At 54.8% G+C, this 13,457-nt stretch carries 7 protein-coding genes; all 7 read right to left on the bottom strand.

Going from position 1 to position 13,457, the window contains the following annotated elements:
• Positions 1–23 precede the first annotated feature (23 nt).
• The 7 genes from BLW71_RS37960 to BLW71_RS37930 all read right to left on the bottom strand — a co-directional run bounded on the left by BLW71_RS37960 (position 24) and on the right by BLW71_RS37930 (position 13,455).
• Complete coding sequence (locus tag BLW71_RS37960) at positions 24–5,429, bottom strand: glycoside hydrolase family 99-like domain-containing protein (RefSeq protein ID WP_091809580.1); 5,406 nt, start codon at positions 5,427–5,429, stop codon at positions 24–26.
• Positions 5,430–5,436: 7 nt separating this feature from the next.
• Positions 5,437–7,233 carry a BNR repeat-containing protein gene (locus BLW71_RS37955; protein ID WP_177205220.1) on the bottom strand — a complete coding sequence of 599 codons (1,797 nt, stop codon included), beginning with the start codon at positions 7,231–7,233 and terminating at the stop codon, positions 5,437–5,439.
• Between the two features lie 56 nt (positions 7,234–7,289).
• The gene (locus BLW71_RS37950) at positions 7,290–9,278 is read right to left on the bottom strand and encodes a coiled-coil domain-containing protein (RefSeq protein ID WP_091809576.1); all 1,989 of its coding nucleotides are present in this window, start codon (positions 9,276–9,278) and stop codon (positions 7,290–7,292) included.
• The gene (gene wecC / locus BLW71_RS37945; protein WP_091809697.1) at positions 9,275–10,543 is read right to left on the bottom strand and encodes a UDP-N-acetyl-D-mannosamine dehydrogenase; all 1,269 of its coding nucleotides are present in this window, start codon (positions 10,541–10,543) and stop codon (positions 9,275–9,277) included. The genes BLW71_RS37950 and wecC overlap by 4 nt, the downstream gene beginning before the upstream one ends.
• Before the next feature lie 265 nt (positions 10,544–10,808).
• A complete protein-coding gene (locus BLW71_RS37940; protein WP_286162254.1) occupies positions 10,809–11,981 on the bottom strand; it encodes a KpsE/RkpR family capsule polysaccharide export protein in 1,173 nt (390 codons plus the stop codon).
• Positions 11,978–12,640, bottom strand: a complete 663-nt coding sequence (locus BLW71_RS37935; protein WP_091809574.1) for an ABC transporter ATP-binding protein — start codon at positions 12,638–12,640, stop codon at positions 11,978–11,980. Before BLW71_RS37935 ends, BLW71_RS37940 begins: the two co-directional genes overlap by 4 nt.
• The gene (locus tag BLW71_RS37930; RefSeq protein ID WP_091809572.1) at positions 12,637–13,455 is read right to left on the bottom strand and encodes an ABC transporter permease; all 819 of its coding nucleotides are present in this window, start codon (positions 13,453–13,455) and stop codon (positions 12,637–12,639) included. The genes BLW71_RS37935 and BLW71_RS37930 overlap by 4 nt, the downstream gene beginning before the upstream one ends.
• Positions 13,456–13,457 lie beyond the last annotated feature (2 nt).

Here is a 13,457-nt window from a genome sequence, read left to right as displayed (position 1 = left end):
TAAGCCACTCTAACGACTATCCTTCAGGGCTTGATTGCTTGTGCCGCCGCGTCCCGCAATTTCATCATCTCTGTGCTGGCGAAACTCGTCTTTACCAACTGCGCATAATCCGGATAGCGCTTCGTGACAACGTCGACGCCCGCCTTGACCAAAGCGGGTTTTTCGCCCTTAAAGCTAGCTGTCCGAACGTGATAAACGAACGACCACGGGGAGATCAGATTACGCCAGCCCGTTCTGTAGGCACGCATACAGAAATCATTCTCTTCCCCGTAACCACGCGGAAAGCTTTCTTCGTCAAATATCCCGCACTCTTCCATGAAAGCCCGACGAATATACAGGCAGAACCCTGAACCTGTAGGTACCTCTGGCGCCTCGCATGCATAGGTTGCCTGAGTGACGAGCAAGGCGTATTCCTCATGACTCAGGTGCGCCGGTCGCGGGCAGTGCTCATTGAACCTTGGAAAGGAAAAGGCTCCGGCGTTGTCACTCATCGCCGTCACGGTTGCAATCTTCGCACGACGATAGGCAGCGGCACGCAGGCCTTCCAGCCAACGAGGCGTGACGACGGTATCAGAGTTCAATAGCACTACATCGTCGCTTCCTGCTTCTCGAATGCCCCGATTCACAGTTTTCGTGTAGCCGATATTCGTCCGGTTCTTGAGGATCGTAACCCCCGCGATCCCTTCGAACTCGGTGAGCATGGGTGAGATATTCGCGTCTGGACTGCCGTCATCTATGACAATGAGTCGATCACGGACCAGATCGGTATGCTTCAAGACGGATGTCAGACAATCGCGCACTACCGAAGCGGCGTTGTACACCGGCACGATGATCGTGGTCCGCGGTGCACATCCGACCGTGCGGGCAGCAGGCGATTTGGAAATCGTGGTCGACTCCGCCGAATTCTTACTGCCAAGAATCTGTCCGTACGCGTCCAAAACGGCTGCCCGCAAAGACGCTTGCGCGAAATGGCGACCAACGAAGTCGCGTCCTGCCTCCCCCATACGGGGAATCAGACTTTCATCTTCGCAGAATCGGACCACGGCCTCAACAACACCATCGATATCCCGAAAAGGCACGAGATAGCCGGTTTTTCCGTGCTGCACCAACTCGCCGAGGGCACCCCAGTCATACGCAATAACGGGCCGACGTGCCGCCATTCCTTCGGCCACCGTTCGGCCAAAACTTTCAGCAAAATGAGACAGATTCAACAAGACATTCAGTTCCGACATCGCCTTTCGCGGATGCTCTGCATACCCCGCAACGATAAGGTTATTCGGACGTACTCCTTGCTCTACTTCCTCCTGCCACTGCTTTGCCTGATCAGTCACCGGGCCGACGATCACGAAACGAGCTCTTGAAGCGCGGCTGGCGACACGACGGGCAACCTCCACAAAGTCCACGACCCCCTTCTTCGGGATATTGGAACTAACGATGCCGAACTTGATCGTGCTGCCGAATTTGTTTCCGAGATCGAAGTCAGCCATCGTGACGGCGTTCGGGATGTAGAGGGTTCTCCCCGGGCGCGAGAATAGCTGACAAGTGGCACGGCTGTTTCCGATTACCCAGTCCGAACGATCGAAGACCCGAGCGATGATCTCGCTAGCGTTGAGTCCAATCTGCTCGCGCAGCGGATCGTCGAGCGAGACCAACTCACGCGCATGAATCACACGCGTTCGGTGCATACGAGCAGCAGCTTCCAGCGGTTCGAGCAGCACGATCGTATTGGCATGAACGACATCGACCGCGTGGCGGGCGATGATGTCGGCGAAGGTCACTGTTAGCCAGGCATAACTATCGCGGTCTTTTCTCCATTGCGGATAGAAAAACGCATAAACCCCCAGACTGCGCACACATATTTCGCGGACGTAGTGCGGATTCCCGCCCGAGGGAAGCGTCATTACCACATTGACAGGTTGATCAGCCAAGGCAGACAAAACATCCAGCAGACTCCGTTCGCCACCGAAGAGGTGATGCCCGGAGATGTGAGCGCAAAGCAATATGGTCGGCCAATCCGGATTGTGCTCCCTTTCCCCCTTACTCCATCTGGGTCGAGCAAACGAGCCACCATCAGTCAACGAATTGCCCAATTGCTCGCGCATTGCCCCACCGCGAACTTGAGACGCGACACCCTCGGGCAGAACAGGCATTGTCACTCCTGGAGTGGATTCCGCAGCTGAAGCGATCGCTCTGAGGTAAGAACGTCCCCAACGCTGGTCCGGTTCGAGATAGGTGCCCTCGGCCCACTCATTCCAGGCATTGACGAAAATCAGAGACTCATTGTTCTTGTTAAACTTTTGCTCCTGCTCGAGAATCCCCTTCATCCAGTGGCGGAAGCCATAAGGAGTGGCGCCATGGAAAATTCTCGCATCCGTCAGTCGACGGGCGGTATTGTCCCATCCCAGCATCGCGCCACGATGAACCGGCCAAGCATAATCATCGTTGTGCTTGGCGAGGTCGCCATCGACCACTGCGGTGTAGTCAAACAATTGACCGCCAAAGTCCTTATGAAGATCCTGCGCCTTGTCGCGCAAGTCTACGCGCTCTGCCTCATGCGGCGGAAACAGCACGTAACTGTCAATCCCGTGATCTTCAGGAGATCCGTGCAAGGTTTCAAGACCAAATCGCACCGCGCAAAGATGAATCTCACCAAGACCCGCCTTTCTACATTCGTCACGCCAGGCTGCGGCCGTCTCGAGCCAGTTCGGTATAATTGAAATGCGATACACCATCATCACCGGTTTTCCATTGTGGCGAATCCAGCGCGGATCCTTCATCATCGGGATCAGTTCCAGAATTAGCGCGATATTGCTCTCGAGCGTATACGATTGCTCCATCAGGACGTGACGATTCTGTCCATCCCAGTTGCGCGACCAATTCTCATTAGCCCAACAAACGCAGAAGCCGGTATCAATGTTCTTCGATCGCGCCATCTGCTCGATCGGTTGGTTGAGAAGCTTCTTGCCGTCGAACCAATAGTAGTAGTAGCAAAACCCGTGAACTCCGTATTCGCGCGCCAGTCGTGCCTGAGCGACTTGAGTATCCTCAAGTCGAAGATCGTAATATCCGAGGTCGGTTGGCACGCGAGGTTGATAGTGATTTCTGAACAACTGGCGAGCTCGCGTCACGTTGGTCCATTCCGTAAACCCCTTTCCCCACCACAAGTCATTTTCCGGAATCGGGTGATATTGAGGCAGGTAGAAGGCGATTGTTTTCACCTCGCGCCGACGAATATCAGTTCCCTCGGACATCTTCTCGACTGGCTTGCTGCGAACATCGAGGCGCGATGATCGGGCCAGAGACGACATGACTCCCAGAACCATGTTCCGTCCCGGAAGACCTTCGCTGTTCGTCCGGCCAACTAGCTCGCTCGGCCACACTGCGGCCGCAAGACCTCGCAATAGGAACGGCTTCAGCCAGACCCCCGCACCTTCGGGCACCGACAACGCTTCCGACGAAGCGCTCAATCCCAAGCGAGACAGTGCGGTCTTGACCCTGTTCATGAGGTGCCGATTAGCAACGTCACTCGGGATCGTCAGAACGCTTTCTGCTCGAATACCCCAATCAGGATCTGCGATGAATTCCGAAACCATCCCGGCGCCTTCCGCAAGTTTGTCATCGCGCCCTTCTCCTGGCGCTAGCCAGAAGACCGCCTGATACTCGTCGAAGACATGAGAGCTCGCCAGTCTCAAGAAACTTTGAGCATTGCCTTCGCCGTCAGCTCCGCTCACTTTCGTAACCGAGGCCGTCAGATCGCTGAAGGACGCGTGCTCCACGTCGATAGAACTGAGCATGAACAAGTCATGGCGTTGTCTCAGGCAAGGCAGAACGCACAAGGCTTGATTCCAGCTTTCCTCGTTCATAGCATTTACGACGACAGCGATCCGCGACATGGGTCGCAATACGCGCAGCATGAACGCATCGTTACCCGACCTGAACTCGGGCTTGCGTCCTTGATTCGAATGTTGTTCGCTCAATGTCGCGCTGTCGGTATGCGCAGCGCGCTCTGCCAATCCTCCAGAGACGGTCGCACGCGCATTGCCGGTCGAAGAGAGCAACGCTTCGAGAATCCGAGCCGGCTGATCCTTATTCGAGCAAGGTAACTGCTCAAGCCAGCGCCTCAGCTTCTTGGCGCACGCCGTGACCGAAAGGAGATCGGAAAACACGGAAAATCCTGCCGCTACCTGCCCGCTTCGTTCTGCCGATGATCTGAGCACGTTTTCGAGCCGGTCTTTCAGATTTTGAGCCGATACCTTTTCGATTGCACCAAGCCGAAGCAGGTCCTCGATCGCCGGCGAGGCGCTCGCCAATACCGGGACACCCATTCCCAGCGCATCCGATAGCTTTGCCGGCACCTGGAATCGCGCAGCCAGTCCGCCGTCGTGCAGAAAAATGCAGGCGTCAGCCATTGCGACGATCTGCGGAATGTCGGCGAACGGCTGATTCGGCAGGAACGTTGTCATGCAGCCTTTAATTTTCTGCAGCTTGCTCTTTAGCGCTTGATCAGAAAAATCACCCGCGACCACAAACAGCACGTCATCCCGATTTAGAGAGCCGATAATTTCAGCGATATCGACCAATCCTTTGTGAGCTCTCGGAGTCCCGAAGAACAGAACTATCTTCTTGTCCTGTGGCAGACCGTACTTCGATCTGCTGAGTTTTTTGAGTTCAGGCGACGGCTTGAAAACATGCTCATCACGAGCATGTCGAACAATCTCACCGCCGTAGCGGCTTTGCAAGGCAGGGTTTGAGACCGTAATGCCATCGAAGCCATCAACCGCGCCAACAGCAATTCGCGTCCAATCCGGGCCAGCCAGATTCGTAAGTGCGGGCAATTGATCATATTGCCTCAGATACTCATCCAGACTAATGGGCGAATCTGCCTGAACGAAGGCGAGTTCTTCATCATCAATATCCAAGATGACTTTGGCGCCCCAAAACAACTTGTACAATGCGCCAAAAAGGATGTTGGGAGCGCGAGGCTTGGAAAGGTGAACGATGTCGTATGGATGTTCGGAAACCAGCCGAATAGCTTGTTCCAAGAATTGCGTTCCATCTTCGACCACAAAACTGTGTTTGACCATCTGCGTCTTGCGGATCGGTTCCCAGACCTCCCGGCCAAATTGAGGGAACAGACTGCCAATGATTTCGACATCGGCAAAAGTCTCGTACAACGTGGCCAACGTATATACTCGTCCGGCCGCATTGTGAGCTAGCTCCCAGCCGCACACCCCAGCTTTCAGCTTGCTTGCACCTCGTCTACTCTTGACATATCTCTGCCTTGTCATAATAAGGTTAGCTGAAATACTCTTGGCCAGCTCCGGAGTCCTGATCAACACTTCAGCGTAGTGGCGAATGGCGTGTTCGTAATTCCCTGCGCGCATGAAAGCGTTGCCAAGCGAAAGCGGCGTGTTGGTTTTGTTCTGCATTTAGTACTCAGCGTTTCGGAAGAAATTGGATGTCAAGCAATGTGACCGGGCGAAGCATCGACTGATGACCAATGTCATGATCCGGTTGTTGATTGTGCTGCAGCAACAAACTGAGTACATATTCTTGTTCCCAGCGTACTCGGTCGATGACTGGCTCGGCGAACGCGAGATCCTCATCCCAGATGATTTTCGTGTTTTCGGTGGACCACATGTAATCCGGCGCCGGCAGCATCGTCACAGTCATTCGCCCCTGGCTGTGATCTCCGCGGGTAATCAGGTAGGCATTGTCATGTCCATCAAGGACAATCTCCGGGCGACTTATCGGAATCTGTAGAGTCCCCGCTCCTTTAAGCGTGAAGGGATCAGTACGTTGCAACACCGTCTTATGATGCCACTGTTTTCCGTCGAAGCGCAGGTGCTGATATTGTGGAATACCGTCCGGGTCATCAGCGTAAAAGACGATATGCGGTCGATTCTGGCTGTCGAGCGCCATACTGCACTGGTTAATGAGATTGCTGCCAGGCGAGACCGGATGCACTGTCTCGACATTCACCTGCGTGATAGGAAGCTGGTAGCTGCGGCCTTTCGAGGTTAACCAACTAATCCCATTATCCGTGGAGAAGGCATAGCCGACATTGACGTTGTTGATGCGTTGTTCATCACCCAGCGGACTGGTGCGCCAGACGAAACTCAGATGCAGACTGCCATCGTGACCGATGGCCGGATGGTTCCAATAGGCGTTACTGGTCCAAGGATTCGAGTCGCTGCCGCTAAGAATTGGCGACGGACGGTCCGTCCAACTTCTGGACGCTTCGTCATAGGTTTTGAAGTGTGCGTTACCCTTGTTGTGTACGCCATCGCGATAAAGCAACGTAAGCGGAAAATTGTGATGCGGCTGAATGAACGTCGGATACGTCACCTTCTCTTCCAGCTTCCCCGTCATAGGCGATTCATCGGCCCAGCCCGTAATATCGTTCGGCCGAAGACTACGGCGATATCGAAGTTGGGTTGCGTGATGGTCGTAGCAGATGTGCAGATGGTTTGCGCGATCGAACGCGAGACTTATGCTGTTGTGGGCATCGTAAAGGTTGTACTCGCCGATGATGTCATGAACGCGGACATCATTAGTCTCCAGGTTGCGTTGCACCACGCGCAGGGTATTTGCGTCCACATAGAAAGCAGTGGTCTGCTTCCCTTGATGAGTGACAATGCCGTGGTGACGGAAGATGACTGTATTGATCGTGTTGCCAGCCCATGCGTCGCCAAGCTTGACTTCTGCGAGTTGCACAACACCAAAGCCCCGGTGCGAATCTCGAGATGCCTTCACAGGACGAGCGCGATCAAGCCCACTTTCGAAAGGAACGGGCGGCATGCCGAGCTCGCTACACTGCTGATTGATGCGCGCCTGGGCTAACAGCCTCCTGTCGGTATCCGGCATCCCGATATCTATGGCAGATTCGAAGTGTTCGAGCGCTCGCGGTACGTTGCCAGCAAGCAACGCGGCGCGACCCAGGCTGTTATAAACGCCTGCGACGAGGATCTGGCAAACCAGCTTCGTACTAACGCCCCAATTACTGGCGTATCGGATGAATTGCGTGGCTTCCTCAATATGGCCGATTTGTAGTCGACCGGCCGCAGCCAGTAGAGCGAGGTTGGCGCGTTCCGGGTGATATTGCAAGACGCCGTGCTCGAGTTGTGCGAGGCTTCGCCAGTCACCGAACTGCCATTGCGTGCGCGCTTGATCGAGCAAGCTCTCGTCGTAGGGGACAACGGAAGGCTCGGATGCGATCTCGACGACAGTCACAGGCTGAACGAGTCTATTAGACGATGCCTCGTGACGAAACTTCGCCCGCACCTTTCTCATAGTTCTGGTTCTCGAAGCATCATGCCCTTAATCATGTCGAGTTGAGCCTCGGCTCGAACCATTTCCTCTTGCACTAGTTGCTGGCGCTGCTCCATTTCAGCATCGCAGACCTGAAGGCTCTGAATCTGTTGTTGCAACGCATCGACTTTCTGGAGATGCTCTGCCGCCCGCTTGCTGGACTCGTCATGCCACCCTTGGAGCGTCAGCTTTTCGTCTTCGACTTGCGCCTTTGCCTGCGTGAGGTTCTGAATTTCGTGAGTACGTGCGACCACTTGCCTGGTCGCTTCGGCATACCGACCAGCGAGCGCCAGCTTTTCCTCGCTCAGTTTCGCCTTGGCCTGATTCAGAACCAGCAAGTCTTGAGTGCGCTCAGTCAAGCGCTTTGCAACTTCCTCACACCGTCCCATCAGCGCGAGCTTTTCCTCTTCCAGTTTCGCGTTGCTCTGCTTCAGAACTTGTGCGCCCTGCGCATGCTCAGCGAGAAGCTTGACGGCTTCGTCGTACCGGGCCGCCATCGCCAACTGATGTTGTTCCAGTTGAGTCGTCGTAAGCTTCAGCGTTTCGAACTCTTGTGTGCGTTCCGTCAACCGCTTGGCGGCGTCATCGTTCTGCCTCGTCAGCAACCGCTTCTCCTGCTCCAGATGCACTTTTGCCTGCGTCAGCGCTTCGATTTCACGCAAGCATTCGTCCGTCCGTTCGGCTGCTTCTTCGCACTGCGCTACAAGGGCCAGATTGTGTTGTTCCAGTTGAGAATTGGCCTGACTCAGGGCCTCCACCTGTTGCGCCCCTTCTTGCATCTGCCTGGCGACCTTCTCACCCCACCCAGCGAGTTCAAGCTTTTCCTGTTCCAGCCGGTCTGTCACCCGCTGCAGATCTTCAAGTTCTCGCGTTAGTTCGGTGATGCTCATCGTAGCGCCGTCCTGGCGATCCACCAGCACTAGATTCGCCTGCTCCAACTGCGCCTTATCCTGCTTCAATTCCTCAATTTCACGGAGACGCTCCGCCGTCTCCCGGGTAGCTTCATCACTCCGCCCTGTCAGCACCAACGTCTTCTGTTCCAATTGGGCATTGGCCCGCTTCAGGGATTCGATCGTCCGGCAATGTTCGATCACAAGCTGCGATTGCTGATTGCATTCTTGCGCCAACCGGCTCAACTGGCTCTCAACCTCCGCACGACGCTCGGAGAAACTCGTTTCCCGCTTGGCTTCGCGCTGACGTGCCTCCTTCGCCTGACGGCTCAACTGACCGACCTGTCGACTTTCTGAGTCGCTGAACTGTGTACTCGACGGCAAGACCGCGAGTATGGCTTCTGCCTCAACAACATCGCCAGCCTCATGAAGTCGGAACGCAAGCCACTTCAATCGATATGGCTTCGGATCCAATGCGAGAGCTCGGCGCGCCGCTTCAGCCGCATTGGCGCGATCACTCTTCATCAAATGTCTGGCCAGAGCCGTGTAGCAGTTTGCCTGCATAACGGGAGAGATCGCACCTGCGGCCATCAACTTCCTTACCGCATCGAAGCCGCCATCGCTGTACGCTGCAATTGCCTTTCCAAATTCCTTGCCGCCCAGTGAATCGGGTGGGGTCTGATGCCTGTAGGTTCGCCAGATTTTCCAGATCTTCCCAAACACGGCTAAGACCGTTTTTGGCGAATCCACCGCTTGAATCAGGAGATTTCCCAGCTTGGCGTTCAGCGCGTTCTGCGCTTCGAGCCGATGGACGCGTCGCTGAATGTCCACCAAAGCGCGCAAGCGTCGGTTCTCCGCCAGAACGTTAGGCAACTCGTCATCCATCCACCCTTTGGCTAGCGCAAGACTATTGTGCGAGCGTACTGACAGAGCCCTTTCACCCGTCAGGTTTTGCAGATAGCGATACTCAAGTTCTTCCTGAACTTGATGGAGGTGATGGAGCAGCAGTTCGTTTTCTTCTCCCAACTCCTGGAGACTCAACTCAAGCTCAGGGTGGTTATTCAGGTCCTTTGTCATTTCGTTCTTTTCCAGATCCCGCGGGTGTCGATGAGCGTTTGTCTGCTGCTGAGCTCGGGCTTCACATTCTTGAATTCGGCATGGTCAACAAGCAGGACTAAAACGTGCGCTTGAGCGATTGCCTCGTCGAGCGCAACAAGCGTCGCAGGGCCGCCCTCCATGTCATCAGGCCAAGCCCGAAGATTAGGCTCGACAGCGATGACCTTTCCTGCATGGCGCTTCGCGAGGCTTGTCGTGATCTTGAGTGCGGGACTTTCGCGCAGATCGTCGACATCCGCTTTGTATGTTGTTCCCAGACAAGCAACGCATATATCTGCGATTGCAACATCCGACTTGGATATTTCTACTATGGCCTGCTCGACCTTGCGAATGACCCAGTCAGACTTCGTATCGTTGACATTGCGCGCCGCACGGATCAGCTTTGCGTCCTCCGGTGACCTCTCCACGATGAACCAGGGATCGACGGCAATACAGTGTCCTCCCACCCCACAGCTTGGCTGGAGGATTTCCACGCGGGGATGCCGGTTAGCTAGCCTGATCAGTTCCCAGACATCGATCCCTTCCTGATCGCAAATCATGGAAAGTTCGTTGGCGAACGCGATATTGACGTCGCGAAAACTGTTCTCAGCCAACTTGCACATTTCAGCGGTGCGTACATCTGTGACGACGCAGTTCCCCTGCACGAAGAGCTTGTAGAGCGCAGCCGCAGCCTCAGAACACCGTCGAGTCAGCCCGCCAATGACGCGATCATTGACGACGAGCTCGTGCACGATCCGCCCTGGAAGAACGCGTTCTGGACAGTGAGCAATCCGGATATCGGCGGCATCGCCAACCTGATGCGGAAAGCTAAGATCTGGCCGAATCGCAGCCAGCCAGTCCTCCATCATCTCGGTTGTGCCGACAGGAGAGGTAGATTCCAGAATGACCAGATTGCCCTTCTTCAACACGGGAGCAATCGCCTTGGCTGCCGATTCGATGCAACTCAGATCGGGCCTATTCTCGGACGTCAACGGCGTCGGTACTGCAATGATGAAGGCGTCGGCCGGTTCGACACATGTCGTCGCTCGCAAATATCCGGCCCCGACCGCTGCATGCACCAGGATATCCAGTTCGGGTTCGACAATATGGATATCCCCACAATTAATGATATCGACGACATGCGGCGAAACGTCCACGCCAATCACTCGCAACTTGCGCGAAGCGAAGAGTGCGGCAGTAGGCAAACCTATGTACCCGAGACCTACGATTGAAATCGTATTGAACATTCGCTCACCAAATATCGCCCCTATTGAGAAGGGCAACCTCGTCTTCACCAAGATTTTGCAATCCGTGCCGTACTATCCGGATCGTGAACAAAAGGCAGGTGAGAAAATCCAGGCATCGAGTCGAGCACCTGCTGCCTTTATGCCATCGCCCAGACTTCCGATCCAATCCCATCTTCCCACTACAGCACACTCGCGAACGGAACCGTTCTTATCGGCCCCACACGCGTGCCGACCACAATCAACGCCCCTTTTTTTTCCTTTGATCTCAGTCCACGTGATCAAGAATGATACTTTCCAGCAGTTTCACCACGCCTATCAATGCGAGAGCCATGAGTAGGGTGACGAAGGCGTTATAGGACCGCGCCGGCTCTTGCGGATAGTCAGGTTTCGTGGGCGTCTGCAGGGCTGAAACAATCTTGAGGGTGCGGGCAGCGTCCATCCGACCTTGTTCCAGAGCGGAAAGCGCTGTCTTGTACAAGTCCTGCGCGAACGTGACCTGCAGTTGCAGGCGTTGAAACTCGTCGACCGTGTAGTTGAGCGTCCTTCTATTTGGGGACGCCAATTCAGCGCGTTTCTGAGCAATTTGCTGTACTAGTGCGTTGAGATTCTTTCGCAGCATCGCAACCGTGGGCTGAGTGGGGCTCAGATTGGGAGGCAGAGACGCGAGTTGAGTCTGCACGTCGGTTTTCTGCGTCTCGAGCTTGTCTATCAGAGTATTGATACTTTCCGCCGTCGCCTGCGGTGCAGCCAGACCTTTATCGTTCTGGAAAGCAATCAACCTTTGAGTTGTTTCCAAGAAGCGATCATGCGCGAACGTTACTTGCTTCGACAGGAAGTCCACCTGCGACTGGGCTAGCTTGTGACCGATCTCGTTCATATGCGCCTCACCTTTCTGAACCATCAGATTGACGATCGCCTGCGCGATTTTCGGATCATAGGCTTGAGCGCGAATACGCAGTACGCCACTGTAGTCATCGTATTCGACGTCGATGCGAGAGAGCCAATATTGGTAAAACCATTCCATTGGCGCGTTCTTGAACCACATGCGCGAAATGGGATCCCGGTGCCGGTCGCTGTAATGCGAGCGCAGGTCCAGTGCGGCATCGAGTTCCCCGAGCATGTCCTCTGAAAGAAGATACTCACGCAGTAAAAGCTGGTCGGCACCGTTGGCTCCGCCGGCAGCAGAAACCATCGCCGGCAGCATCACGCTCGCACCGTTCACCTGGTCCGTCCTCTGAATGATGACGGTTGCCTGCGACACATAGCGGTCGGAAGCCACCACCAACCAATACGGTATAGAAAGGATTGCATAGATGACGATTAGACGGACGATAAGCCTGAAGACTCGAACCGAAAGGAGCGTCTTCTTTGCGTTCTCGTAAGCCGAGACAAGCCTGTTAGCTGTGCGCCAGCTTTGAATTGACGATGGTTCTTTCATGAGAAAAGTTTGTTCTTGTATGCCTTCAACGCTTCGTCGAGATCATCGAACCAACGCGCCTGGCCGTCGTCGATCCAGATTGCCGACTGACAGAATTGCTTCAGCGTGCCTTCGTCATGGGACACCATGATTACACTGGCTTGACTTGCCATACCTTTGAATGAGTCAGCCGCCTTTTTCCTGAATTTCGCATCACCTGCGGCGGTCAATTCATCAGAGATATAGACGTCAAAATCGAATGCCAACGACAAGGCGAATTGCAAACGCGATCTCATCCCGGAAGAGTATGTCTGCACCGGCTCGTCGAACGCGTCGCCGAGCTCAGCGAAGTCTTGAATAAAAGACAGGCGATCCAGCAGTTCATCTTGGTGGCCATGCACTCGGCAAACAAACTTTGCGTTTTGTCGCCCGGTCAGCGTGCCTTCCAGACCACCTCCGCCCATAGGCCAAGAAACGCGGCATCGTCTCTCTACGTTGCCTTTTGTCGGAAAATCAATGCCACCGATGATCCGCAACAGAGTGGATTTTCCCGCACCGTTGTGTCCTATGAGGGCGACACTTCGCCTTGTCGGAATAGTCATCGTTATGCCGCGAAGCACCCACTTTCCCGCTCCGTGCTCTGTCGTGTAGCGTTTATGCACGTTCTCAATAAGTATCACCGCATCACCAGTTTTCGGGAGAAGCGCCTGTACAGTGTCAGACCAACGAGTATCAGTCCCAACGCCCACGCGTATAGGTAACCAAGGCTCACCCCCTCGAGGGCGTGATAAGACGGCAAGAACCCTTGCCTCATCAGTTCAAGCCCATTGACGACGGGGTTGGCCACAAAGAAATATTGGTACGGCGCAGGCACATAGAGTGCAATTGGGAGTAATGCTCCCGATACGTAATAGAGCGGCAGATAAAGGAGCTTGAAAACATGGTCCAGTTCGGGGACGAAATGCATTGCCGCCGAAGTAACGAGTCCCAGCCCTAGTCCGAGCAACCACAGGCCAACGGTAGTCGCCATCACAAGCAGAGGGTCCGCTGGAAGCCATGCCGGATTCAGCAGGTCCCGCGTCATCGCATGGCCAGCGAGGATGGCAAGCGCAACGATAATGATGGATATCGGAAGCATCAGGAACAACTCAAGGACTGCTCTTACGATGGCAACATCGAATGGCTTGACCTGCCGATAGGCGAAAAACGCCCGGTTGCAGTCAATTCCATGCAATACCTGTGTCCAGGTGCGGCGCCAGAGCAGGAACCCAACGAATCCCGCGATGATCCACATGTTTATCGACATTCCACCAACCTGATGGACGTGGAACGTCTCCAATCCAAACGCGTGAACCGAGATGTAAATAATTGGTTCGACCAATAGCCACAGCCATGCGGCCCGCGCTTCGAACAACCGATCGAGCGCCTCACGCAAGAACATGGCGCGCCACACTGAAACCGTGACTTCAAGCGGTGTACGAACGCTCTCCGTCATGG

The organism is Burkholderia sp. WP9 (assembly GCF_900104795.1).
GTDB lineage: Bacteria > Pseudomonadota > Gammaproteobacteria > Burkholderiales > Burkholderiaceae > Paraburkholderia.
This window is presented reverse-complemented; position numbering and strand designations above follow the sequence as displayed.